The 25,468-nt window shown below is 45.7% G+C and carries 23 protein-coding genes; 12 read left to right on the top strand and 11 right to left on the bottom strand.

From position 1 onward, the window contains the following. The first annotated feature begins 123 nt into the window (after positions 1–123). A complete protein-coding gene (locus QUA20_RS15490) occupies positions 124–1,299 on the top strand; it encodes a Gfo/Idh/MocA family oxidoreductase (protein ID WP_333189689.1) in 1,176 nt (391 codons plus the stop codon). 38 nt (positions 1,300–1,337) lie between these two features. Here QUA20_RS15490 and QUA20_RS15485 read toward each other — a convergent pair whose 3' ends face one another. Then, complete coding sequence (locus tag QUA20_RS15485) at positions 1,338–3,383, bottom strand: ATP-binding protein (protein WP_333189688.1); 2,046 nt, start codon at positions 3,381–3,383, stop codon at positions 1,338–1,340. A gap of 199 nt (positions 3,384–3,582) precedes the next feature. Between QUA20_RS15485 and QUA20_RS15480 the strand changes: the two genes are divergently transcribed. The 4 genes from QUA20_RS15480 to QUA20_RS15465 all read left to right on the top strand — a co-directional run bounded on the left by QUA20_RS15480 (position 3,583) and on the right by QUA20_RS15465 (position 7,143). Further along, the gene (locus QUA20_RS15480) at positions 3,583–3,894 is read left to right on the top strand and encodes a hypothetical protein (RefSeq protein ID WP_333189687.1); all 312 of its coding nucleotides are present in this window, start codon (positions 3,583–3,585) and stop codon (positions 3,892–3,894) included. A gap of 165 nt (positions 3,895–4,059) precedes the next feature. After that, positions 4,060–4,719 (top strand): class I SAM-dependent methyltransferase, encoded by a 660-nt coding sequence (locus QUA20_RS15475; protein WP_333189686.1) that lies wholly within the window; start codon positions 4,060–4,062, stop codon positions 4,717–4,719. Positions 4,720–4,815: 96 nt separating this feature from the next. Further along, positions 4,816–6,321, top strand: coding sequence for a cryptochrome/photolyase family protein (locus tag QUA20_RS15470; protein ID WP_333189685.1), 1,506 nt, complete (start codon positions 4,816–4,818; stop codon positions 6,319–6,321). 564 nt (positions 6,322–6,885) lie between these two features. Next, the gene (locus tag QUA20_RS15465) at positions 6,886–7,143 is read left to right on the top strand and encodes a DUF2811 domain-containing protein (protein ID WP_050813024.1); all 258 of its coding nucleotides are present in this window, start codon (positions 6,886–6,888) and stop codon (positions 7,141–7,143) included. Positions 7,144–7,462: 319 nt separating this feature from the next. Here the strand turns inward: QUA20_RS15465 and groL are convergent, their stop codons facing one another. The 3 genes from groL to QUA20_RS15450 all read right to left on the bottom strand — a co-directional run bounded on the left by groL (position 7,463) and on the right by QUA20_RS15450 (position 9,777). Next, on the bottom strand, positions 7,463–9,163 hold the full coding sequence (gene groL, locus QUA20_RS15460) for a chaperonin GroEL (RefSeq protein WP_333189684.1): 1,701 nt from the start codon (positions 9,161–9,163) through the stop codon (positions 7,463–7,465). A gap of 62 nt (positions 9,164–9,225) precedes the next feature. Then, a complete protein-coding gene (locus tag QUA20_RS15455) occupies positions 9,226–9,408 on the bottom strand; it encodes a hypothetical protein (RefSeq protein WP_333189683.1) in 183 nt (60 codons plus the stop codon). A 177-nt stretch (positions 9,409–9,585) separates the two neighbouring features. Further along, positions 9,586–9,777 (bottom strand): hypothetical protein, encoded by a 192-nt coding sequence (locus tag QUA20_RS15450; protein WP_333189682.1) that lies wholly within the window; start codon positions 9,775–9,777, stop codon positions 9,586–9,588. Between QUA20_RS15450 and QUA20_RS15445 the strand changes: the two genes are divergently transcribed. Beyond that, positions 9,754–11,502 (top strand): ABC transporter ATP-binding protein, encoded by a 1,749-nt coding sequence (locus tag QUA20_RS15445; protein WP_333189681.1) that lies wholly within the window; start codon positions 9,754–9,756, stop codon positions 11,500–11,502. The two genes, QUA20_RS15450 and QUA20_RS15445, sit on opposite strands and share 24 nt — an antisense overlap. Positions 11,503–11,772: 270 nt before the next feature. On the opposite strand, the gene QUA20_RS15440 is transcribed toward QUA20_RS15445, so the two are convergent. Continuing rightward, on the bottom strand, positions 11,773–12,888 hold the full coding sequence (locus tag QUA20_RS15440; RefSeq protein WP_333189680.1) for a fatty acid desaturase: 1,116 nt from the start codon (positions 12,886–12,888) through the stop codon (positions 11,773–11,775). A 1,087-nt stretch (positions 12,889–13,975) separates the two neighbouring features. Between QUA20_RS15440 and QUA20_RS15435 the strand changes: the two genes are divergently transcribed. Both QUA20_RS15435 and QUA20_RS15430 read left to right on the top strand, forming a co-directional pair. After that, a complete protein-coding gene (locus tag QUA20_RS15435) occupies positions 13,976–14,167 on the top strand; it encodes a hypothetical protein (protein ID WP_333189679.1) in 192 nt (63 codons plus the stop codon). Between the two features lie 87 nt (positions 14,168–14,254). Continuing rightward, positions 14,255–14,722, top strand: a complete 468-nt coding sequence (locus tag QUA20_RS15430; protein ID WP_333189678.1) for a hypothetical protein — start codon at positions 14,255–14,257, stop codon at positions 14,720–14,722. Between the two features lie 100 nt (positions 14,723–14,822). Here the strand turns inward: QUA20_RS15430 and QUA20_RS15425 are convergent, their stop codons facing one another. The 4 genes from QUA20_RS15425 to QUA20_RS15410 all read right to left on the bottom strand — a co-directional run bounded on the left by QUA20_RS15425 (position 14,823) and on the right by QUA20_RS15410 (position 17,012). Further along, positions 14,823–15,089, bottom strand: coding sequence for a type II toxin-antitoxin system YafQ family toxin (locus QUA20_RS15425; RefSeq protein WP_333189677.1), 267 nt, complete (start codon positions 15,087–15,089; stop codon positions 14,823–14,825). A gap of 2 nt (positions 15,090–15,091) precedes the next feature. Beyond that, positions 15,092–15,298: a hypothetical protein gene (locus QUA20_RS15420; RefSeq protein WP_333189676.1), complete on the bottom strand. Its 207-nt coding sequence runs from the start codon at positions 15,296–15,298 to the stop codon at positions 15,092–15,094. A 113-nt stretch (positions 15,299–15,411) separates the two neighbouring features. Beyond that, the gene (gene thiO / locus QUA20_RS15415; RefSeq protein WP_333189675.1) at positions 15,412–16,521 is read right to left on the bottom strand and encodes a glycine oxidase ThiO; all 1,110 of its coding nucleotides are present in this window, start codon (positions 16,519–16,521) and stop codon (positions 15,412–15,414) included. A gap of 152 nt (positions 16,522–16,673) precedes the next feature. Beyond that, entirely contained in the window at positions 16,674–17,012 is a 339-nt protein-coding gene (locus QUA20_RS15410) for a 2Fe-2S iron-sulfur cluster-binding protein (protein ID WP_172192212.1), read from the bottom strand. A 117-nt stretch (positions 17,013–17,129) separates the two neighbouring features. Between QUA20_RS15410 and cimA the strand changes: the two genes are divergently transcribed. Continuing rightward, the gene (cimA, locus tag QUA20_RS15405) at positions 17,130–18,743 is read left to right on the top strand and encodes a citramalate synthase (protein ID WP_333189674.1); all 1,614 of its coding nucleotides are present in this window, start codon (positions 17,130–17,132) and stop codon (positions 18,741–18,743) included. Between the two features lie 100 nt (positions 18,744–18,843). Here cimA and QUA20_RS15400 read toward each other — a convergent pair whose 3' ends face one another. Together QUA20_RS15400 and QUA20_RS15395 are read right to left on the bottom strand one after the other, a co-directional pair. Next, the gene (locus QUA20_RS15400; protein WP_333189673.1) at positions 18,844–21,054 is read right to left on the bottom strand and encodes a peptidase domain-containing ABC transporter; all 2,211 of its coding nucleotides are present in this window, start codon (positions 21,052–21,054) and stop codon (positions 18,844–18,846) included. 486 nt (positions 21,055–21,540) lie between these two features. Beyond that, positions 21,541–21,768, bottom strand: coding sequence for a secretion protein HlyD (locus tag QUA20_RS15395; protein ID WP_333189672.1), 228 nt, complete (start codon positions 21,766–21,768; stop codon positions 21,541–21,543). A 339-nt stretch (positions 21,769–22,107) separates the two neighbouring features. Here QUA20_RS15395 and QUA20_RS15390 point away from each other — a divergent pair, with 339 nt between their 5' ends. The 3 genes from QUA20_RS15390 (at position 22,108) to QUA20_RS15380 (ending at position 25,390) form a co-directional block, all read left to right on the top strand. Continuing rightward, positions 22,108–23,223, top strand: a complete 1,116-nt coding sequence (locus QUA20_RS15390) for an HlyD family efflux transporter periplasmic adaptor subunit (RefSeq protein ID WP_333189670.1) — start codon at positions 22,108–22,110, stop codon at positions 23,221–23,223. 141 nt (positions 23,224–23,364) lie between these two features. Beyond that, the gene (gene trpS / locus QUA20_RS15385; protein ID WP_333067839.1) at positions 23,365–24,375 is read left to right on the top strand and encodes a tryptophan--tRNA ligase; all 1,011 of its coding nucleotides are present in this window, start codon (positions 23,365–23,367) and stop codon (positions 24,373–24,375) included. Between the two features lie 124 nt (positions 24,376–24,499). Next, positions 24,500–25,390 carry a methylenetetrahydrofolate reductase gene (locus QUA20_RS15380; protein WP_333189669.1) on the top strand — a complete coding sequence of 297 codons (891 nt, stop codon included), beginning with the start codon at positions 24,500–24,502 and terminating at the stop codon, positions 25,388–25,390. The last annotated feature ends 78 nt before the right edge of the window (positions 25,391–25,468 follow it).

Below are 25,468 nucleotides of genomic sequence, written 5' to 3'. Positions count from 1 at the left end.
GCTACCAATAACCAATAACTACTGCCAACAGTCAACAGTCAACAGTGATTTTTTGGAGTTAAAACATAGATAATAATAACAAAATATGCTATTATTACTGTGCGATTTTTGAAATTATAATCAATGAAAATCGGAATAGCTGTATTGGGTGCCGGCCGCTGGGGAGTTAACCTAATTCGCAACTTTCTCAAACATCCCAACAGCCAAGTTTTAGCGGTAGTAGACCCGAATCTCGATTCATTGGCGGCCGTCCAAAAACAGTTTAATCTCGATGCCTCGGTGATTCTAGCTGCCGATTGGTGTCAATTGCAAGCATTGCCGGGACTGGAAGCTGTGGCGATCGCCACTCCAGCTTCCACACACTACACCCTCGCAGCAGCAGCGCTGAAACAAGGCTACCACGTCTTAGCAGAAAAACCTCTCGCCCTCAACCTGACTGAAGCAATAGAACTCTGTCAATTAGCCGAAAAACAGCAGCGGCAACTCTTCGTTGACCACACTTATCTGTTTCATCCAGCAGTCGATCGAGGTCAAAGAATTATTCAACAGAATCAACTCGGAAAATTGCGCTACGGTTACGCCCAGCGCACGCATTTTGAACCGGTGCGCCATGACGTTGACGCCCTTTGGGACTTGGCCGTTCACGATATCGCTATTTTCAATACTTGGCTGGAACAAACCCCAATTCAAGTAAGCGCGATCGGCACTGTGTTTCCGAAGGAAGAAGGAACAGGGAAGAAGGAAGAAGGAACAGGGAAGAAGGAAGAAGGAAGAGGGAAGAAGGAAGAAGGAATAAATAAAGAAGTAGCAGCAGAAATACAAAATCAATTTGCTTCTTCACGGATGACTGCGAATCATTCAGAAGGACTAGCAGATTTAGTTTGGGTAACCCTCACCTATCCCGACGGATTTCAAGCATTTATTCACCTGTGCTGGCTAAATCCCGACAAACAGCGGCGCTTAACAGTTGTTGGCAGTTTGGGAACCTTGATTTTTGATGAAATGTCGCCAGAAACTCCCCTGATTGTGCAGCGCGGCAATCCAGATTGGGGAGGCGAAGAGAATAACTCTTTTCAAAGTGCGATCGCACCGCAGCCAACGGGCCTCAGACACCGCGAAGTCTTGAATTTAGAATCGGCAGAACCGCTACAGCGAGTGTGCGATCGATTCCTCAACAGCGTGCAAACTAATACCCCCTGTCCTACCTCATCCGGCTCGGCCTCCGTAGAATTAATCCGCATTCTCAGCACTTTGAGCAAATCCCTCGAACTCGGCGGACAGCCCCTAATACCATTTTAGATTTTAGATTTTAGATTTTAGATTGGGAAAATCACTCATCAACTTTTGAAATTTCCATTTTCCGTTACCAAGTCCTCGCTGTGATAATAAAAACTTGACTGCTGATTGACTGGCAAAGAAATCATCACCGTAGTACCTTGATTCACACCCGCGCTGTGCAGGGTAATGCTTCCGATCATAGATTCCATTATCCTTCGGGAGATAGCCAAACCCAAACCGTTACCGCCAAACCTGCGAGTTGTAGAACCATCAGCCATCACAAAAGGTTGAAACAATTTCTGCTGTTGCTCGGGATCGATACCAATTCCCGTATCTTTAATTGTCACCACCACCCAATCGCTTTGACTGCTGTGGCCAGTCGTACTTTCCGCACTGCCGTTAAAACCAGGAGAATTCTTCCTCGATTCTAGCCGCACAGATATATTAACGCTGCCCGACTCGGTAAACTTAATCGCATTGCTCAAAACGTTCAAAAACACCTGTTTTAGCTTCTCCGGATCGGCATGAACAATAATCGGATCGTGAGGTGCGGGCAAACTTAAATTCAAGCCTTTTTCCTCCATTAGAGGTGCTTGCAAATCAATCGCGTCTTCAAGTACCTGGGTAATATCAACTACTTCTAACATCATGGAGAACGTACCGGCTTCTATTTTAGCAATGTCCAAAATATCATTAATAATATTTAGCAATTGCATGGACGAGTCGTGAGCCCTCTGTAAGAACTCCATCTCTTCATCTCTGTCATCGCAGTAGCCGTCCCGAACAATTTGAATAAAACCAATAATCCCGTTTAGCGGCGTTCTCAATTCGTGAGAAATATTGCCCAAAAATTCATTTTTTAACTGATTGGCAACTTGCGCTTCCTTGGTTGCCACTTCCAATTCTCTGGCCCAGGATCTGAGGCGCTGCACCATGCTGTTTAGCGCTTCTGATAGTTGATTGAATTCCCTAATTTGGAAATTTTGCGGCACGGCCTGCGGCGCTTCCGTATCTACTTTCAGCGCGTAGTCTCTCAGTTTTTCCAGAGGACGCGCCAAGTCGCGAGACAGATATAAAGTCGCGATGATACTAGCAGCAACCAAACCTACAATTAAATTAAATAAAACTTGCTGAATTTCTTCCAAACCTGACAGAGCGTAATCTAAACGCGAAACAGCTAAAATAATCCACTTGCTGTTCTCCTGTTTAGTTGAAGGACTCGGGATAGCAGCGTATCCTGCTAACAACTCTACACCATTTCTTTCAAAGGAAAATAGGTGGAGAAAAGCTGTTCCGCCTGCGATCGCCCTTCTGACAATACTTTTTAGTCGATCGGCATCTGCCTCTTGGGCGATATTGCGGCCCACGCGGTTGATATTCGGGTGCGCCAAAATCGTCCCATCTTGGTCGATCGCCACCGTATAGCCGGCTAGAGAACCCTTGGGAGCGCTGGTTTGCACAGGCAAGGCCGACTGCAAACTCAAAGCATAACTCAACTGCAGGCTATTGCCCCGACGAATGTAAACAGGAGCGCTCAACACCAAACTCACTTGGCTATCGCGGCCTTCTTTACCCGCCTCTGGAAAATCCTCAGCACCCAAAGCCACCTTCTGGTCGTTTGCTTTCGCCTGCGGCTGCTGAGGCAACGACAGACTGATGTAAACGCTCTTGTCGTCCAGCAGCGTCTGCTGCTGCTGTACTGGCGGCCAAAATTTAGCCGGCAGCGACTGAATCGGCTGCTGCCCGCAAGTGCTTGCTATGACTTGATTTGTCTTTAAATTAGTCAATTGCAAGCAATCAACCTGCGCTGGCAACCGCTGCCCTAATTGCGCGATAAACTTTTGATAATCCTTCGGATTTACAGACTGCAACATCGAGCTTTCCGAAGCGCCGATCAGATTCGACTTCAGCGATTTCGCCCACTGTTCAATAGTTTCTGCTTTTCTGACTGCACTTTCTGTCAAGTTTTGACGAGCAGTTTCCAGAAGCGTCGAGCGTGCCTTGCGATAGGTAACATACTCCCCCACCAGTAGAACAGGTACGCTGAGCAACAAAATCCGCGACAGTAAAATACGGCGAAAGGAGGATTGACCTAACTTAACCATAGGACGTATCTAACTTAAGGTGCAACACCCAACAGCGACCATTAAAGTGAAATAAACCAGATCCAAAGCGCCAATCAGTCTAGGGTGCTCTGCTGACGGGACAACACAGCGTCCGAACAACATTTAAACACAATTATAGAAGCCACTTGTAGTAATCTCGATTCTAAGTGTGTGGACTTAAAGATGCTCAGCAATTTGTTTGGCGAATGCCTGTGATTTCCGTCACACATCCCTCCTCACTTCTCCGATCGACTTGCACCCGATCGCCCCAGGGCAGATTTTTCAGGCTGCAAAAAAGCCTCGGCTGGACATACCGCAGTTGTTTGAAGCTAGAATCGCATGGATGGACTCGGCCAAAGTTAAGAGGCAAAAAGTTCGGTTTCCGGCTAGTGTACGGAGAGAATTTTTGCTCAATGGGACTTTTTCTTTCCGAATGCCTTCGAGAGATGGGCGAGAGATGGGCAGAGATGGGCGATTCGAGATTTTGCACCCTGTGAAAGATTTCTTTTGACATCCGATTGATCCGGTGATAACAATTCACCTGTCAAAAAAAAAGAATGAGACGATCGAGCTGCAGATCGACTCTGACAACCCTAAGCTGGCGAACTTTGGCCCAAACAGTACACCCGCGCTCCGTAAATTGGCGGTCTCGGCAATAATTTCCATAACCTAATCGATGAAAAAAAACTTTAGCAATTATACGTATTATTACACAAACAACCGTCCCAGATATCATCACGCTTATTTGATATCTCCCCTTTTAGAAATGCTGGCGACACTTCAGGAGGCCAGCAAGACACAACTCCGAGTTTTGGATCTCGGCTGCGGCAATGGCAGCCTCAGTCACGTCATCGCAGAGCACGGCTGCGAAGTTGTCGGCGTTGACACTTCTGCGCCCGGAATTGCCATCTCCCGTCAAAGTTTCCCCGACTGTCAGTTTATCCAAGCAGATATTTACGACCTCCCAGATACCGATATGCTGCAATCATTTGATGTTGTCTTAGCCATTGAAGTAATCGAACACTTGCTTTATCCTAAAGAATTAGCAAAAGCTGCAAAAAAATGCCTCAAGCCGGGAGGAAGGCTAATTATTTCCACACCCTATCACGGCTATTTGAAAAACCTGGCGTTAGCTATTTCTGGCAAACTCGATCAACATTTTACCGTACTTTGGGATAACGGTCACATTAAATTTTTTTCAGTAAAGACGCTAACCAAGTTATTAAGATCTGAAGGATACACAGACATAAAATTTAAATTTGCGGGTCGGTCTCCCTATCTTTGGAAATCAATGTTATGCTCTAGTGAGTTCTCGGGAAAAGCGGAAAAATCATAAGTTTTGAGTTGTAACTTTTCATCCCATTAAGTTGTCGTAACAGACAATCAGCGCTCAGGAAAATTAAAATATAACTTTTAGGGTAAAAAAAGTAAAATGACTGTTGGCGTTTGGATATTAGGCGATCAACTTTGGCAGAACCAAGCTGCTCTCAACCGCACAGAAGATGATAAATCTTCCCTACCCGTAATTTTAATTGAATCTTGGCAGCACGTTCAACAGCGCCGCTACCACCAACAAAAATTAGTATTAATTTGGTCGGCAATGCGGCACTTCGCTGAAGAATTGCGCGGCGGGGGCTGCCAAGTCACTTACACAACATCGGGGGACTTTGAAGCACCTCTCAAAGCTTGGATACAAGCTCACAATATCACCGAAGTGCGGGTGATGGCTCCGAACGATCGACCTTTTTTACAGCTCATTCAAAACTTGCAACTCCCCTGCAAAACAACCCTGATTCCCAACAATCAATTCCTCTGGACAGAAACAGAATTCAAAGATTGGGCGTCAAGCCGCAAACGTTTGTTAATGGAAGACTTCTATCGAGCCAGCCGCCAGCGTTTCCAAGTTTTAATGGAGGGCGATAAGCCTGTCGGAGGTCAGTGGAATTTTGACAAAGAAAATCGTCAGCCACCCAAAGGAAAACTGGATACACCGAAACCTCTGCGGTTTGAACCGGACGCCATAACTCAAGAAGTTATCGCACAAGTTAAATCTCTATCTTTCCCAACTTACGGAAACATTGAACCTTTTCGCTGGGCGGTTACACGAGAGCAAGCACTGCAAGTATTAGATAATTTCATCGAACAGTGTCTCCCCGCTTTTGGCCCTTATCAAGACGCGATGGTAACGGGGGAGGAAACAATGTGGCATTCCCTAATTTCTCCGTATCTCAATATTGGCTTGCTGCATCCTTTAGAAGTTATTCAAGCTGCCGAAACAGCCTACCTAGAAAAAAACTTAAATTTAAACAGCGTCGAAGGTTTTATCCGCCAAATTCTGGGCTGGCGAGAATACATTCGCGGTATGTATTTTTACGTGGATGCTGATTATTTTGAGAAGAATTGGTTCAACCACACTCAGCCGCTGCCGAAGTTTTTTTGGGACGCCAGCAAAACAGATATGAACTGTTTGCGCCAAGCTTTAACTCAAGTCGAAGGCAGCGGTTACGCGCACCATATCCAGCGGTTGATGATTTTGAGCAATTTTGGTCTAATTGCGGGAATCTCGCCGACTGAGGTAGAAAAGTGGTTCCACAGTGCGTTTGTTGATGCCTACGACTGGGTAATGCAGACTAATGTGCTGGGCATGGGTTTGTTTGCTGACGGCGGTGTGTTGGCGTCAAAGCCCTATGCTGCTTCTGCGAATTACATCAATAAAATGAGCGATTATTGTCGGGGGTGCAAATTCGATCGCACAGTGCGATCCGGCGAAAATGCCTGCCCCTTCAACTTCTTCTACTGGGATTTCCTAGCGCGCCACCGGGACAAACTTCAGTCGATCGGTCGCATGAGCTTTATCTTAGCCAATCTCGACAAAATGTCGCCTGCAGAATTGGCAACCATCCGCCAAAAAGCGGCAGAGTGGCACTTAGTCAGTTGACTGTTGTCAGTTGTCAGTTGTCAGTTGTTAATCCTTTGCAGTGGCTAATAACAAATAACCAATAACATTAATCAACAGTCAACAGTCAACAGTCAACAATGCCCCATGCCCCATGCCCCATGCCCCATGCCCCATGCCCATGTCCCATGCCCTTTGCAATTCTTATTTTTTCCCTGACTTTTCCCTAAACATTCCACAGCGTTTCCACAGGCAAGTCTGAGGTTTTCCACAGATTCGACAAAGTTTTCCACAGATATTAACGGCACGGTAGCATCTTGCTGCGGAATTGGGGATTTCGTTAACTTGCTGCCCAATCCCTCATAAAACCCTGACACCATAAAGATATGTAACAAAAAATGCCCTGAAAAGCTTATTATTTGGTAAACCTTTTTTTTATCTAAAGGAATTTGTAATATTTCGCAACATTGACAAACCCACCCCCTGATAGCGCACAATGATGCGACCGACCTAAAAAAAAAGCGCTCTGATTTCGGCTGTGCCTGCACCTGTATCCGGCCGAAGGGGGGTTCTGTTTTCAATTTATTAGCGAGACTAAAAAAAATGATGAACCCAACAGTCAGTATTTTTGCCGAAATTCCCGAAACGCTGCACGATTCTCTCAAAACGTACCTGGAAACCCATCCCGAATGGGATCTAGACCGAGTATTTTGCGCGGCCCTGTCGCTGTTTTTGTTGCAAAATGCCGATAGCGGTACGCCTGAAGCTTCGCGCAGCTATCGCCAAGCTGCGAGAGTTTATCTCGAAACTCTGTTTCAATCTCCTCAAGACTTGCACAGCAACAATGTAACTCCGTCGTCTTAAAGGAGATTGGGAGACGGGGAGACGCCGTTTCTTGGAAAAATCTTAGTCGATCGATCGGGGTAAGGCGCGCACTGCATAGGTGCCAACTCAAGCTTAAAATTCATGAGAACTCTCGCTTTTAGCTTAGTCCCGATCCTTATTGCATCTCCCTTAAGAAAGGGGACTTTGATAGCTTCAAGTCCCCCCGGACTATCAGGGGGGCGCCGGGGGGATAAGCTGCCCTAATCCTCAAACATTAGACGGTACTACATAAGACGCGCTTGTTTACACCAATGGTGCTTGTGGCGCACCCTACAGACTAATGACTGAAGACTGAACACTACATCATGCCCATGCCGCCCATGCCGCCCATGCCGCCCATGCCGCCCATGCCGCCCATGCCGCCCATGCCGCCCATGCCGCCCATGCCGCCCATGTCGCCCATGTCGCCACCAGCTTTTTTCTTCTCGGGTTTTTCGACAATCACAGCTTCAGTGGTCAAAACCATACCAGCGATGGAACCGGCATTTTGCAAAGCCGATCGCACCACCTTAGCGGGGTCAATAATCCCAGCGGCAATCATATCTTCGTACACGTCGGTGAGAGCGTTGTAGCCAATGTTGAACTCGCTCGCCCGCACTCGCTCGATGACGATGGAACCTTCAACGCCGGCATTATCAGCGATTTGACGCAAAGGTGATTCCAAAGCTTTAGCAACCAAGTCAGCGCCTACTTGTTCTTCGGCGTCTAAAGTATTTCTGATCGCATCTATTTTTGTAATCAGGTGAAGTAGCGTCGTGCCGCCTCCGGCAACGATACCTTCTTCCACAGCAGCTTTAGTAGCGTTCAGAGCGTCTTCAATACGCAGTTTGCGGTCTTTGAGCTCGGTTTCGGTAGCTGCGCCGACTTTAATTACAGCGATACCGCCGGCGAGTTTGGCGATGCGTTCGGTTAGCTTTTCCTTGTCGTAGTCGGAATCCGTCGCTTCTAGCTGCTTGCGGATTTGCTCGATCCGTTTTAGCACGTCAGCTTTGTGTTCTTCGCCAGCAACAATGATCGTGTTTTCTTTGTCGATCGTAATTTTGCGGGCGGTACCGAGCATTTCTAGGGTTGCGGTATCGATGCTGAGTCCGACTTCTTCGGAAATCAGTTGACCGCCGGTGAGCACGGCGATATCTTGAAGCATAGCCTTGCGCCGATCGCCAAATCCGGGAGATTTCGTTGCTGCGATGTTCAATACGCCGCGGGCTTTGTTGACTACCAGAGTTGCCAAAGCTTCGCCTTCAATATCTTCGGCGATAATTAGCAGCGGTTGACCTGTGCGGGCGATTTTTTCGAGAACTGGAATTAGTTCTTGAATTGAGCTAATTTTTTTGTCGGTAATCAGGATGCGAGCGTTTTCGTACTCAACTTCCATGCGATCGGTGTTAGTGACGAAATACGGAGAAAGATATCCGCGATCGTACTGCATCCCTTCGACAACTTCCAATTCTGTTGTCAGAGATTTCGACTCTTCAACAGTAATTACGCCGTCTTTCGTGACTTTTTCCATTGCTTGGGCAATCATTGCGCCGACTTCTTCGTCGTTACCGGCGGAGACTGTGGCGACCTGAGCAATTGCAGCCCCTTCGACGGGTTTCGCCAATTTCTCGATTTCCAGTACCAAGTGGGCGATCGTTTTTTCAATACCCCGGCGCAGCGCGACTGGGTTCGCGCCTGCTGCGACATTCTTCAAACCTTCGCGAATCAGGGATTGAGCTATGACCGTTGCGGTTGTAGTGCCGTCGCCTGCGATATCTTTAGTTTTGGAGGCGACTTCTTGAATTAAGCGAGCGCCGGCATTTTCCAGGGGGTCTTCGAGCTCGATATCCCTAGCAACGGTGATACCGTCGTTAACGATTTGGGGAGCGCCGTATTTCTTTTCCAATAGGACATTCCGGCCTTTCGGGCCCAAGGTGATGCGGACAGCATCGGCAAGTTGATTGACGCCGCGTTCTAGTGCCCGCCGAGATTTGTCGCTAAATGCAACTATTTTGGTCATGTTTGTCTCCTGTCGCTTACATTAGCAAATTTAGCACTCTCTGAGTCTGAGTGCTAAACCGATCAATTTTTGATTGTAGCGCGCCCCAATGCTGCGGGGGATTCCGGGGGCGGATTGGAGATTTGGGCGATCGTTCCGGGTGGGTAGGGACACGGCACTGCCGTGTCCTCACAGATATCGTGTCCCCGCAGATATCGTGTCCCCACAGATATCGTGTCCCGCAGATATAATGTGGTTTGTGACATCTCGATCGAATTTTGGTTATGCCCCAAACCCAACTTTTATGGCGCGTCATCCCCAAGCAGAATTTTTATTCAAAATTTCTTAACTTGTGTTTTCGGTCATCTACCTTTCGATAGAGCTTCTATTCTTTTTTCAAACTTCTACCTTCTATAGCAACCGCCAAGACTATTAGGACGTTCTTAATTGCTAAAAACCTTGGGGAAGACTCCTTCTTCCTTCAGCATCCATCCGTTAAATCCGTTACAAAATCCGCTGCCGAACCTCCTTCCTTCTTCCTTCTTCCTTCTTCCTTCTTCCTTCTTCCTTCTTCCTTCTTCCTTCTTCCTTCTTCCTTCTTCCTTCTTCCTATGGCTCGTTATTCTCGACTGCAAAAACTCGGCTCTTATATGCGCCCGCACTGGAAACCAACATTCTGGGGCGTTTTTTCGCTGTTAATTGTCAATGCTGTGGGCGTTTACATTCCCCTGCTAATTCGGAATGCAGTTGACACTCTCCAAGTTGCGACTAAATTTGACCAAGTTTTCAACTACGTGGCACTAATTCTGCTCCTCGCCTCAATTATGTGGGTGATTCGGATGGTGTCGCGGATTTTGCTGTTTGGCGTGGGGCGTCAAGTCGAATTTGACCTCAAACAGCAAATATTTAATCATTTATTAACATTAGAACCGTCTTATTTTGCCGCCAATACGGTAGGGGATTTAATTAACCGCGCTACTTCCGATTTGGACAATATTCGGCGCTTGGTGGGGTTTGCGGTGCTCAGTTTGGCGAATACAGCTTTTGCTTATGCTTTGAGTTTGCCGGTGATGCTGGGGATTAATGTAAGGCTGACGCTGCTGGCGATCGCAGTTTATCCTTTAATGCTGGTTTTGGTACAGTTATTTAGCGACAAACTTCGTATCCAGCAGTTAAGTGTACAGGAAGAACTGTCGGCGATGAGCGATTTAATTCAGGAGGATATGAGCGGGATTTCCGTAATTAAAATCTACGCTCAAGAAGAAAACGAACGCCGAGCTTTTCGCGATTGCAACGCGCAGTTGCTATCAGCTAATTTGGAATTAGCAAAAACTAGAAACTTTCTTTTTCCGCTGCTGGGCGGTTTGGCAAGCATCAGTTTGTTGGTGCTGCTTTCGGCTGGTGGCGGGTCAATTGCTAAGGGTCAAATTAGCATTGGCGATTTTGTGGCGTTGCTGATTTATGTCGAGCGTTTGGTGTTTCCCACGGCGCTGTTGGGTTTCACAATTACTGCTTACCAGCGGGGAGAAGTGAGTGTCGATCGCATCGAATCAATTCTGACTGTGGAACCGCAAATTAAGGATGCTGCCGGTGCAGTTGAACTGCCGACTCCAGTCAAAGGCGAAATTGCGGCTCGCCATCTAAATTATACTTATCCCGGTGCTAAGATACCCGCGCTAAAAGATGTTGATTTTACCATACAACCGGGAGAAACTGTCGCAATTGTTGGCGCGATCGGCTCGGGAAAATCAACTTTAGCTAATGCGCTGCCACGCTTGCTCGATATCGATCCGGGTCAGTTATTTGTAGACGGACAGGATATTACCAAGGTAAAATTGACCCAATTGCGCGGGGCGATCGCCTACGTTCCGCAAGAAAGTTTTCTGTTCGGCACTACCATCAAGAATAACATCCGCTACGGAAACCCTTTAGCGGAACAGCCGGAGATTGAAGCGGCGGCAAAACAAGCGCAAATTCACCCCGAAATCCTCAATTTTCCGCAGCAGTACAAAACAGTTGTCGGCGAGCGCGGCATTACTTTATCCGGCGGACAGCGGCAGCGGACGGCACTTGCTCGCGCTTTGTTAGTTGACGCCCCGGTGTTAATTTTGGATGACGCTCTTTCCAGCGTTGACAATCAAACTGCTACCGATATTTTGCAAAACTTGGCAACGGGAACCGATCGCAAAACAGTAATTTTTATCTCGCATCAAATGTCAGCGGCGGCCACTGCCGATCGCATTTTTGTGATGGAGAAAGGAGAAATAGTTCAGAGCGGCACTCACGCTGAATTGGTAGGGCAAACAGGGCTTTATCAGTATTTGTGGAACCAGCAAAAATTAGAGGAATTGCTGCATTGACCAGTGACAGATACTTTGAGTCATCTATACTTAGACCCTAGATAAGTAGGCTGGTGCAAATAAACTGGTCACGAGGAGGGCGGGTTTTGTCAGAATAAACTGGCTGCTAGCATAGCTCCCGATTAAACCCGCCAGACCCATCTAATGTTTATTTTTAACCACCTACTTAACTAGGAAAGTTACTGTTAAAATTTCTCCCACTAGCTGCATCCCTAATCATAGGATTTTGGTGACTGATAAAAAAGCGACCAAATTCATTGCCAACCGATTTTAATTAGCTACATTATTCAAGGGAATTTCTTCGGCTTCTTGAAATAATTTAATCGATTGCAGACTATCTGAAGCAGCATCCCAAAGAATGAATTGGAAGCAGTCAGGAATATCGCGAATTGTCAGTAATTTTGAATTAGCAAGCAGGTGAATATTAGCATTGTGACAAGCCAGAAGATTATAATTAGGTATTCGCTCAGAGAGATGATGAATATTGTGGTAAGCAATATCAGCCGAAAACCAATTGAGAATAGTTGGTAATTTTAGGTAACTACTGCCTTCAATTGCCCCAAGAAGATAGTCCCAACCCTCAGCTTTATGAGCGTAGGAACCGTCAAAATTATGCTGAACAAAGAAAATACAGATAAATATCGCTGCTGAACAGGTCATGACAATTGAGTAAACACTCCAGAAAAAGCCAAACCCCAGTAAGTTGCTCAGATAAATCCAGCTACCCATAACACAAATATTGTTGAACAGTAAATCCCAAAACTCAGCCGTCGTATACCAATGTTTGGATTTATAAGAAGCAATGATTGCAGATAAACCCATGCCAAAATCTTGATTGAGACAAGCAAAAATATGTCGGATAAAACCCGTGGTTCCCAATATCAGCGCTAGTCTTGGCTTAATAATTAGATAGAAAAAACCACCTGGAAACAGCATCAATGGGTGTCTGAGTAACTGATACATCTTTTGACTAAATGGACTTAGGGCCGCAAATTTTTCGGTGGATATCAACGCCGAAGGGCCTCGGTACATATCCCAATTACCATTATGTTTGTGGTGATAAGCGTGTCCCCTCGACCAGGGGTACTGAGGAATCGCATTGATGATACCTAGGATAAAACCCATAATGCGATTGACTTTTTTGGAGCTAAAAAGAGAATAATGCCCGCAATCGTGCATCAAAGAGAAACAACGTCCTGAAAAAAGTGTCATCAACACGATTATCGGCGGAAGAAGGAATACAGAAATGGCAGCCGCTTTAAATGCTAAAAACCATAAGAATATATAAGGAATCACTGTATTGAGTATTTGGCAAGTAGCTTTCAAATTGTGGCTCTTCATATAAGGAGCTAGCACAAAATCGGACTTTTTGATCGCGCTTTTCATTCAGTATGTCTATGGTGTGTGGATAAGTGCTTAGCTTAGCATCAGCATATGGTGGCTATTTTTGGCATTGTTTTGTTGCAGGTAATTGCATGAATTGCGGTTTAAATTCAGCCCATGCTTTACAAACCTGCTGGTAATATTTAGTTCATTAGCTCCTCCTTTGGGTGTCTCGCAAAGCTTAAATTCATCTCAACGTTGAGGTACTTGCTCATAACAAACGGCAAGAGTAATTGCTAATCGTTGCAGTAAATCGATTTCTATTTAACCGTGACCTATTAGCAGAATAATAATTTATTGGGTGGTATTGTAGGTCGCAATGATTTCAAGCAAAATTGAGATAGCGGATGCCTCTCTTGACGGTCGTTACAGATAATCTGTTAGCGATAATTCAGTTAGGAATTGCAAGTGATGCGGAACCGTATTGACAGCGAAAATATACTGAGACTGAGTTGAGACCATTACAGGGTATTATTTGCAAAAAGTAGCGCCCAACTACAGTGAAATAATTCAGATATTGCACATTTAAATTGCATATTTGGGGCGGCGTCGGGGCAATGGCATACTCATGGTTTGATTATTTGTTGATGTGCAACTTAAATGCTGATTAGCTTAGCAATTGGTGGACGATAGCCTAGGATTCATAGTCATGAATAAACTATTACTTGACTAAAAATCTATCAGGAATAAGTGAAATCTAATCAATATCTTTCTAAGTGAATAGACCGCTCGCCATAATACATTAATTTTGAGAATGCTGAATTAACGATCATCTATGCCTCTTAGACGAAAAAGAACAGGTTTGGGATATCGGCGGGCATTCTGACTAAGAGACTGTATAATCTCATCACATTTGCGGGACAGCGCCGGATCTACGCCGGACTTTCGCTGTTTCTTCCAACGGTTTTTTTTAGTTGGAACCGATTTTTGCACATTTATGAGGTTATCACAACTCTGGTTTTTTTGCAGAAAAAACTGTGAAGCCTGCCAGCAGCCGAACAAATCGCTGCACCGGAAAGCATTAATATGATTGGTTGGTTGCACGATCGGCGTTCGGTTATGTAAGCCAGTATTGTTGCTTGTATCGTCTGTGGCACATTTTACCCTTCCAGGCTCTACGCCCAACTCGATCGCAGGTTCAAAAGTTGGGCTACTCCCGAAAACTTGTGATTTGCGGGCTATAGGGGCGATCGACAAACAGCCCGCCCTGGAAACCAAAGCTGACAAAACATCCACAACTTTTTGCTTGATTCTGTATCTACTCCTGAAGACGGGAATTTGAGAAATAACCGCACTTGCTGGCGATCGTTTTTTGTGCTCGGAGCTCTAACTTGCTACAATCTAATCGCACACGCGACTAAAAGGGATTATGACCGAACTATTAGATGAGACGCTTTCTATTGAAATAGCGGCGCGCATCAAAAGCAACCGTAAAAACTGCTTTGACAACGCTTGTAAAGCTGCATTAGCTACCGAGGGGGCAATTTATGTTCAAGGATTTTTAGCTGTGCCCGGAGCACCGTATAAACCCATCGAGTATAGCTGGATTGAACTCGACGAGCGAATTGTTGACCCAACCTTTCCCCATCTCGGTTTAATCGCTCAAGACATTCATTACTTCCCTGTACAGCGCTTCAGCGTCAAGAAACTCAAAGCAATCCTAGAAGAATCAAAAGAAGATTATCCTGAAGACGACCCGCTGCCAGTTTATGGCAATCAACCTTATGAATATTACGGCGATTTGATGTTAGGCGGTAGCGATTACCAAAATGCTTACGATTTGGCTGCCGCTAAATGCAGAGAATTGAACCAACCCAAAAAACAGGATGCGAACTAATCAGGACTTACCAAAAAATGGTTTGGCGCGCTACTTACAGCGGTAAGGTGCGCACTGCGCACGCTACAGATACAGATTACTGTAGCAACTGTTCTGTCGATTAATATACTTCATCATGACTTCCCAAATCTACAAACACGGCTTTTCCGTCTTCTGTAAAGTAGAAAAGTACCCTTTCGTCGTAATCTACGCTAAAGCTCCAAAACTCCTTGAGCCTACCGGACAATTTATGAGTTTTTAAGCTTGGTTCAAACGGCTCTCTGATGAACTGTTCCAGCTTTTGCCAAAACCTAGCCTCCAAATCAGCATCGCCTTTGCTCCGCTTTTTGAAAGCACGCTTGAATGAAGAGCTGAAACTGACTTCCACGATTATTCCTCTATCATTAGTCTGAGTTCATTGATGTTAGCGAAAAATTTCAGTTCACCTTTTTGTTGTTCAATCTGCGCTGACTTAAAGTTTTGATACATTTCTTCGCGACGTTCTTCCCGGAGATATTGCTTCAACAACAGTTGAAGCTCTTGCTTTTCGTCAGTAGAAAGATTCTTGATCGTCTCGACCACATCACTGAAAGTCATAACTTACAAAACCCTATTGTGCTGATTAGATTATAGCAAAAAATATCTTTTTGGTTGACTTTCGTTTCTCGTTCCCCGGCTCTGCCTCGTCTTTAAAAAAGCCAAAAATCTCACTATTTACCATTTTCAAATTTCCAAGATTCAGGAAACCTCGAATAATGAAAAGCAGCCAATAACGGATCTGATTTCCGATCGCAAATTAAATCAGCCAACAATTTAGCCGTCACCGGAGCCAACAAAATGCCATTGCGGTAATGCCCCGCAGCCAGCGTCAAATTCTCCCAAGCACTAGCACCCAAAATCGGCAACTCATCAGGAGTAGCCGGCCGAAATCCCCACCAAAACTCCAGAATCGGATAATTTTGTAATTCTGGATATAACTTAATCGCTCCTGCTAACAAACTTTGCATTCCCGCAGGCGTATTTCCAGGCGTAAAATCCACATTTTCGCTAGTTGCACCAATAATAATTCTGCCATCTTGACGCGGCACAATATAAATTCCAGTCCCGAATAAAACTGTTTGCAGCGGCTGCATCACTCCACTATTTTCTGGTACGCATACTGACAGCATTTGCCCCTTTATTGGATAAACAGGAATATTCAATAATTTCTCAGACCAAGCACCTGCCGCCAAAATATAACGGTCAGCTTGTAATTTTCCTGCCGTTGTTTCCACTCCAATAACTCGGTTTCCCTGCCGAATAATTTCCTCGGCACTGCCTTGAATAATATCAATTTTTAATTCTTTACTTGCAACTTGAAGCGTCCGAAATAAAGCGCGGTTGTCAACTTGAGCGTCGTCAGGATACCACCAACCGCCCATTACTTCTTGACCCAATCCCAACTGGTGCTGGTGAACAGAGTCTCTGTCCAACCATTGATAATTAAGGTTTGACAAAAGCGGCTTTTCTTGAGGCTCGTTTTGACACACGGGCGCAAGAATTCCCGATCGCCAATATCCCGTTTTCAATCCTGTAATATCTTCTAGCCGTTCCACCCAGGCGGGATACAGTGCGCGACTTTGCAAGCACAAATCCAGCATCGGACTGGGAGGAATTCGTTCGGCTTGTGGGGCAAGCATTCCGGCGGCAGCCCGGGCAGTCGGTTGTTTAGAATCGGCGGTGAGTACAGCGACAGATGCCCTTCGCAATTTCAGTTCAACTGCTAGCGAAAGACCAATTATTCCGCCGCCAATAATCAGAATATCTTTAGATGAATTCATTGACTTTTATATGGACTTTCTGACTTTTTTGACCTCTGGGCTTTCTTGATGGTAAGGTGCTGGTGTGTGCACCTTACAGTTAGAATTCTTGCGCAAGTCTTACATATTATCTTGCAAGGCGATCGTCCTATCTGCCTTCCTTAACAAAAAATCTATGCTTGGGGTTTCCAGACAGTTTCAGAGCCCTGGCCCCAGAAACCGTCATATTTTGTCACCTTAATATCGCCTAAAACCTTGGTTTGGCAGGACAAGCGGCGGTTGGAGGCGGAAGAATGGGGAGGAACCGAAAGTCGGGCTTTTTCGCGCCACTGGGACTCGGAAACTTCGCCTTCGACGGTGACGGCGCAGGTGCCGCAAGTACCGAGGCCGTGGCAGTTGATGACTTTGGCGTTGCCGTTGTAGAGATCGATGTCGTTTTTGAGCAAAACTTCACGGAGATTGGCTCCGCGATCGCACTCAAATGTTTTTCCTTGCGCTTGTACTTTGACCACAGTAATTTACCCCTGTTAGATTTATGTTAATTTTCATATATATTATCGCATTAATTTCAAATAAATCCATCTAATATAGTAAGTGATATATTACCAATTTCTCGATCGCAATTTCCCATGACAAATCGGCTCTGGATCTACGATACCACGCTGCGAGACGGTGCTCAGTGCGAGGGACTGTGCTTATCTCTCGAAGATAAACTGCGAATTGCTCGGCAATTAGACACTTTAGGAATTCCCTTTATTGAAGGCGGCTGGCCGGGGGCGAATCCTAAAGACGTACAATTTTTTTGGCGGCTCAAAGAACAGCCGCTAACTCAAGCCGAAGTTGTCGCTTTTTGTTCGACAAGGCGGCCGGGAACAACTGCAGCAAATGATGAAATGTTGCAGGCTATTTTGTCCGCCGGTACTCGCTGGGTGACACTGTTTGGTAAGTCGTGGGATTTGCACGTTATTGAAAGTTTGAAGACGACGCTAGAAGAAAATCTGGCGATGATTCGAGATACAATTGAATATTTGCGGAGTCAGGGAAGGCGCGTTATTTACGATGCCGAACACTGGTTTGACGGCTACAAGCACAATCGAGATTATGCTATTAAAACTTTAGAAGTGGCGGCGGATGCCGGTGCAGAATGGCTGGTGCTTTGCGATACTAACGGCGGTACTTTGCCTCACGAAGTCAGTCAGGTTGTTCGCGAGGTTCTAGAAGCTTTAGGAAGCAATAGCGAAAAATCTTTACAGTTAGGAGTTCACACTCACAACGACTCGGGAGTTGCGGTTGCTAATGCTTTGGCTGCTGTGCGGGAAGGAGTGACGATGGTACAGGGAACTATTAACGGTTACGGCGAACGCTGCGGCAATGCTAATTTATGTTCGTTGATTCCTAATTTTCAGCTCAAGTTGGGTTATGATTGCATTCAAGACGAGCAATTAGTTAGATTAACTCAAGTAAGTCGATCGGTCAGCGAAATTGTCAATCTTGCTCCCGATGACCGTGCTCCTTTTGTCGGTCTTTCCGCTTTTGCTCACAAGGGCGGAATTCACGTATCGGCGGTTGAGAAAAATCCGCTGACTTACGAACACTTGGAACCAGAAAAAATCGGCAACTGTCGCCGCATTGTGATTTCCGATCAAGCTGGTTTGAGCAATGTTTTGGCGAAGGCTCGGACTTTTGGCATTGAACTCGATCGCAAAAATCCTGCTTGCCGCCAAATTCTGGAAAAATTGAAAGATTTGGAAAGCCAGGGATATCAATTTGAGGGTGCTGAGGCGTCTTTTGAATTGTTAATGCGGGAAGCCTTGGAGCAACGGCCGCCGTGGTTTGAAATTAAGGGATTTCAAGTCCACTGCGATAAGGTTGGCGAAGACTGTATGGCTTTGGCAACGGTGAAATTGTCAGTAAACGGTACAAATATTTTGGAAGCTGCGGAAGGAAACGGCCCGGTTTCAGCTTTGGATGCGGCTTTGCGGAAAGCTTTGGTGAATTTTTATCCGGCGATCGCCCATTTTTACTTGACAGATTACAAGGTACGGATTCTTGACGGCGGTGCGGGAACTTCTGCTAAAACTCGCGTCTTGGCTGAGTTTAGTAACGGTCAAGACCGCTGGACAACTGTCGGGGTTTCTGGTAATATTTTGGATGCTTCTTGTCAGGCTGTTGTTGAAGGTTTGGAGTACGGTTTGGTGCTAGAAAATCAAGAGGCGATCGCCCTAGTTTGCAGGGTACATTAACCAAGCCTTTGTAGGGACACGGCAATGCCGTGTCCCTAGGGAGTTAGGATTATTTAATCTATAAATTGAGAGATTATATGCTGACGAACCCTACAAGTTTTCAAGGTTCCAAAAACTCTAAATGATCTCCGGGAATCGATCGCAATTTTGCAGCCGATCCTTGCAGTTTCAACCTGCCGCGCTCTAACATGATAATCCAATCGGCGCGATCGATCACTCGCGGCCTGTGACTGATAAAAATCGTCGTTTTCCCGTGCCGGTACATCAACAAATTTTCTAAGACTTCCGCTTCGCTTGCGGGGTCAAGCCCTGCGGTAGATTCGTCTAAAATCAATACGGGTGGGTTGTTGAGAATGGCGCGGGCGATCGCCAATCTCTGTCTTTGTCCGCCAGAAATATTCGCTCCAAACTCCCCTAAAACTGTTTGATATTTATCAGGTAATTGGCTGATAAATTCATCCGCACCCGCAATTTTACACGCTTTCACAATCTGTTCAAAGCTAATTTCTGGACTTCCCAAACGAAAATTTTCGAGAATCGAACGGCTCCAAAAATGCGCTTCTTGAGGAACCAATACTACCTGCTGTCTCAGACTGTCGAGAGACAAATCCTGCAAGTTGTAACCGCCAATTCTAATATTACCCGATTGCAGCGGATACAGACCAGCAATTACTTTAGCTAGCGTACTTTTTCCGCAGCCGGAATAGCCGATCAAAGCAATTGCTTGACCGCCGGGAAACGTGACGGAAAAATTTTCCAGCAAGTCAAGTCTGCCGGGGTAGTGAAAACTAACACCCTTGCAAACAATACCGTCGCGGTCCTGAATGGTTACAAAAGGTTTATTACTATCGTTTTTAGTTTCCGGTTCAGCGTCGATGACTTCCGAAAGCCGTTGAGTTGCTGTCTGGACGCGAGTGATTTCATCCGAAAATCCGACTAAGGAAGTCACCCAAGTAGTAACGTTTTGATTCATGCTAATAAACGCTAGCAACTGACCGATACTCAATACCTTGTCAATCACCAAACCGCTGCCCAACCACAGCAGAGTAATGCTGCCCGCCGAAGCAATAAAACCGGAAAATATATTGTTTAGAATGCCGATTTGCGTAGTGCGGAAAGTGAGATTTGCTAAGCGGCCGAAGCGGCTTTGAAATTCTTCCCAAAGTTCCTGGGTACTGCTAGTAGTTTTGACAGTCAGCGCGCCTTTAAAAGTTTCTACTAAAACGCCTTGAGTTTCTGCTTCCAGCACAAATAAACTGCGAGTTTTGTGCTGCAAAACTGGCAAAAACACCACTGTAGAGGCAGTCATTAACACAGCAATTACTGTAGCTGCCAGCGTCAATTCCTTGCTGTAAAACAGCATAAAAATAAAAGAAACTATAGCTATAAAAAATTGACTGGGCAAGCTGATAGCGACTTGAGAAACTAATTTATTTATTTCTTGGATATCTTGTAATCTACTGACGATTTCGCCGCTGCGTCTGGTTTCGTAAAAACTCAAAGGCAATCGCAGGAATTTGCGCGCGAATTCCATCACTAATCCCAACTCTAAACGCTGGGAAAACTGAGCGATCAAGTTGGACTGTACCAATCCTAAACTGCTGCTAAACAGGTTCATAACTATAACTGCGATCGCCACACTCCCCAGGAGTTGTCTGTCGCCCCGCACCAGGATGTCGTCGGTGAGCAGTTGAACTAGAAAAGGCGAAGAAATCGACAGCAAACCCAACACTGCATTCAGCAAAAATGCTTCCATTAAAATCTGGCGGTAAATCCCAATCCGGCGCATCCATTTTTGTAAGGAATTGGCGGGGGGTTGACCGTCTGCTGCGGCAAAAAACCGTTGCGGATCGGGTTCTACTAGCAAGCACAGCCAATCTGTCCAAGCTGCTGCTAATTCTGCTTTAGAAACATAGCGCATACCGACAGCCGGATCGCCGATCGCATATTTGTTGCCCTGTTTGCCGTACAAAACAACCCAGTGATAACCGTTCCAGTGAATAATCATCGGTAGAGGGGCATCATCAAGCTTGTCTAAAATTGCAGCGGCCGCTCGCACAGATCGCGCATTAAAGCCGATCGCCTCAGCACCTTGTTTCAAGCCCAGTAAAGTCGTCCCTTGTTGCCCAGTGCCGACAAATTCTCGCAAACGGCTAATTGTAAAATTCTGTCCGTAAAATTTAGCGATCGAAGCCAGACAAGCCGCGCCACAATCTTCTTCGCTCTGCTGGAGCACAACCTGATATTTCATCAACCTATTTACTCGTCCGGAGAAAGGCATTTCTCGGATAAAAGGAATGTTCTTTAACATTTGGCAAAATGAATAATGAGTAGAGCCTAATGAAGATTACCCCTCACCGAGTACCTAATCAGAACAAAGCACCCATAAACTTATGGGTGCTTTATGAATTCACATCAATAGATCGATCGAATTTTACACAACTGAACTTTACCAGTAGCGAGCTACTGCTCTGAAAGTACCATCACAATTCCGGCGGTACACAATGTGACGTGTTGCACGGTAACAGTTGGAGTTGTATCTCGTCGAATAATAGTAGCCACCGTTGACGCTGGCAGATTCTTCAGGGGTGACTTCAGTAAACAGTGAGGTGTCTGTAGTTTTTTGCATGATAGACTCCGTTTGGTTGATGAAATTGAGTGAATACAAACTAGAAACTATTGAATTTTTCTAGTATCGTTTAACTACTAATCTATATTTCTCAAATGCCGGTCGTTCTCCGGAATATTACGGATAAACTTTCAAAGTTTAGCCGATCGCACAACCTGACTCAGCTATCTAAACCACAAGGGTTTTGTAAGGGCGATCGCGGCGAGGATCGTACAGATAAAGCTGGCTAGGCGGCGGCAGGAAAAACAGCATATTGAGGCTATTGCTGCGGCTGTTATCGGTTTGGCTGCTGCTGTTAGCGCCGCTGACACCGCTGGTAATGCTGCCACCGCTGACAGTAGCAGATTCTCGATCGGTGAGTTCGGTCAAGAGTGAATGTTGTTGATTTTCTGACATCAAGAACTCCTATTAGTACCTATGTACTTACTTACTACCTACGGATATATGAAAAACCCGGTAACAGCGCTAAAACTTATTGCTGAAAAGCCATACTTTCATAAGCCTTGCCCGCTGGCTTCACTCCTGTTGATGTTTGGCGAAGTTTGTGGGTAGAGACGGCAAAGCTGTGCGGATTTTTACACTGACCCTGTGAATTTTGATTTAGACTTCTAAACCTATTCTTGGTTTCCGGAAAGCAGATCGTAAAGGTGACAAAAGAAATAAGCGATCCATCTCTGCCTCTCCCCCAACTCAAAACTCAAAACTCCAAAGTATTCCCCTCTCCCCCTTGCCGCCATGTCTCTCACTCCCGAAGCCACACCCGCTGAAACCTTTGATAACGACCAGTTTTTGCCCCCTGTCAGCCGCTGGACGACTTTGGGAGGCATTTTGATGGTGGCGACCTTTGGCGGGGCGATCGCCCTCGCTAGCGTCACCAAATACAGCGCTACAGTCAAAGCAGACGCGATCGTCCGTCCAGCCGGAGAAGTGCGCGTTGTGCAAGCAGCCACCGAAGGAAGCGTCGAAAGCATTGCTGTCAGCGAGAATCAGACAGTAAAAGAAGGAGATGCGATCGCAGTTGTAGACGCTTCGCGTTTGGACGCTCAAAAAAAGCAGTTACAAGAAATAATTAATCAGTCTCAAACAGCAGCACAGCAAATCAACCAGCAACTGCGCGACTTAGAAAATCAAATTTTGGCCAGCGCCCAATTTAAAACCATCCAAAGTGAAAGTTCCGCCCAACAGGAATTAATCGAATCAGCTTTAGTAAAATTCGCCACCTCGCTGCCGGATGTCGCCGAAAGACTGGGCAGAAGTCGGCGGGTTTTGCTAGTCAAGCGATCGTCCATTCAACAACAACTAATTCAAGCTAAAAAAGAACTCAATCAAATTGAGTTAAAACTCGAAAATAGCGTGATCCGCACGCCCACGGATGGTACAATTCTCAGATTGGAAGTACGAAATACGGGTCAAACCGTACAAGCCGGCAGCGCGATCGCCCAAATCGTCCCCAGCGACGTACCCCTGGTAGTCAAAGCCAAGGTGACATCCCAAGACATCGCCCGCATCCAAATCGGCCAACCCGTACAGATCAGGATTTCGGCTTTGCCTTTCCCCGATTACGGTACATTAAAAGGAACTGTCAGCGAAATCGCCCCAGATGCGATCGCCACTCAAAATCCCACTAATAATTTAGGTACAGCTTATTACGAAGTAGCAATTAAGCCCGAACAAACTTATTTAACAAAACTCAAATCTACCAGCGGCCAATTCTTCGGAACCCCCCAAGCCAACGTCCCCCGCCAGTATTCCATTCAATCGGGAATGGAGGGCAGAGCCGATATTATTACCGGCGAAGAAACTGTTCTGACATTTGTTTTGCACAAAGCAAGGTTGCTGACAGATTGGTAATTAGTCAGTTGTCAGTTGTCAGTTGTCAGCAGTCAACAGTCAGCAGTCAACAGTCAGCAGTCAACCGCCAGAAAATTAGAGGCTCTGAAATTGAAATAACGTGTCAATATAGAAATGTGAGTTCAATTCTATTCTTTCCTCATGGGCAAACAGCGCGTTCTTTCGGGAGTTCAGCCAACAGGCAACCTTCACCTCGGTAATTATCTCGGTGCCATTCGCAACTGGGTAGAAGGTCAAAGTCAGTACGAAAATTACTTCTGCGTAGTCGATTTGCACGCAATTACCGCACCGCACAATCCAGCAACTCTAGCCTCCGACACTTACACGATCGCCGCACTCTATTTAGCTTGCGGCATCGATTTAGAATATTCTACTATTTTCGTGCAATCCCACGTCTCGGCGCACACAGAACTAGCATGGCTGCTCAACTGTATTACGCCGATTAACTGGCTCGAAGATATGATTCAGTTTAAAGAAAAAGCAGTTAAACAAGGCGAAAATGTTAACGCAGGCTTGCTAAATTATCCGGTGTTAATGGCAGCAGACATTTTGCTTTACGATGCCGACAAAGTGCCCGTGGGAGAAGACCAAAAACAGCATTTGGAACTCACCCGCGATATAGTCATCAGATTAAATCACCAATTCGGCACACCCGAAAAGCCAGTATTGAAACTTCCCGAACCGTTAATTCGTACTGACGGTGCGAGGGTGATGAGTTTGACTGACGGCACGCGCAAAATGTCGAAATCAGACCCTTCCGAACAAAGTCGAATTAATTTATTGGATTCGCCAGATACGATCGCCAAAAAAATCAAGCGCTGCAAAACAGATGCCGTGCGGGGTTTGACTTTTGACGACCCCGATCGCCCCGAAGCTAGAAATTTGCTGACACTTTATCTCCTGCTTTCCGGCAAATCTAAGGAAGAAGTAGCAACAGAGTGTGAAAACATGGGTTGGGGAGATTTTAAACCCTTGCTGACAGAGACGACAATTAATGCCCTCAAACCAATTCAGGATAAATACAAGGAAATCATGGACGATCCGGGATATTTAGAGTCTGTACTGCGTCGCGGAAGAGAACAAGCAGAAGCTATTGCTAATCAAACTCTAACTAAGGTTAAGACAGCTTTCGGTTATTCTTTACCTGTTTAGTTATTAGTTGTGAGTTGTTATTGGTTACTGGTTAAGAATGACAACTGCCAACTGCCCACTAACAACTGCCAACTGCCAACTCTCAACTCTCAAATAACAAATAACCAATAACAGACAAATAATCATGAACCGTTTGCGCACAGCCTGCACCACCCCCGGAGAATTTATAATTACTGCCGAAGTTGCCCCGCCCAAAGGCGGCGACATAACTCACACAATTCAAATGGCTGAACGCCTCAAAAACAGAGTTCATGCAATTAATGTCACAGACGGGAGTCGCGCAGTGTTGCGAATGTGCCCCCTAGCAGTTTCGGCGATTTTAGTGCAGCACGGAATTGAGCCAATTTGTCAAGTTGCTTGTCGCGATCGCAATCTAATTGGCTTGCAAGCGGATCTTATGGGCGCCCACGCTTTAGGCATTCGCAATGTATTAGCACTTACAGGCGATCCCGTAAAAGCGGGCGACCATCCTAAAGCAAAAAGTGTATTCGATTTGGAATCAGTTCGGCTGTTGCAAGTTATTCAAAAAATGAACGGCGGCCAAGACTGGAATGACAAACCTTTAACAGACGGAGTTACCGATTTATTTGTCGGTGCTGCCGTCGATCCGCAATGCCCCAGTTTGTCTGGTTTGCAAAGTCGATTCGAGAAAAAATTAGAAGCAGGAGCACAGTTTTTTCAAAGTCAATTAATTACCGATTTTGAACTTTTAGATAAGTTTATGCACAATATTGCTGCTGGCTGCAACAAACCAGTTTTAGCAGGAATCTTTCTATTTAAATCAGCTAAAAATGCTGAATTTATTAAAAAATACGTGCCGGGAGTTCATATTCCGCAAGAGACGATCGACCGTTTGGCTAAAGCTCCAGAACCATTGCAGGAAGGCATAAAAATTGCTGCCGAACAAGTCAAGCTAGCGCGGCAGATTTGTCAAGGAGTTCACATGATGGCCGTCAAACGAGAAGATTTAATTCCTCAAATTTTGGATTTGGCAGGAATCGATCCAGTGAGCTAAAATTAACCGTAGGGGCGGGTTTTACCAATTATCAATTCCTAAAACTAAGGATTTCGTAAACTCGTAAACCCGCCCACT

The sequence above is a fragment of the Microcoleus sp. Pol7_A1 genome (assembly GCF_036701085.1).
In the GTDB taxonomy this organism is placed as follows: domain Bacteria; phylum Cyanobacteriota; class Cyanobacteriia; order Cyanobacteriales; family Microcoleaceae; genus Microcoleus; species Microcoleus asticus.
The sequence above is the reverse complement of the archived record's forward strand: the minus strand, read 5'-3'. Positions and strand labels throughout refer to the sequence as shown.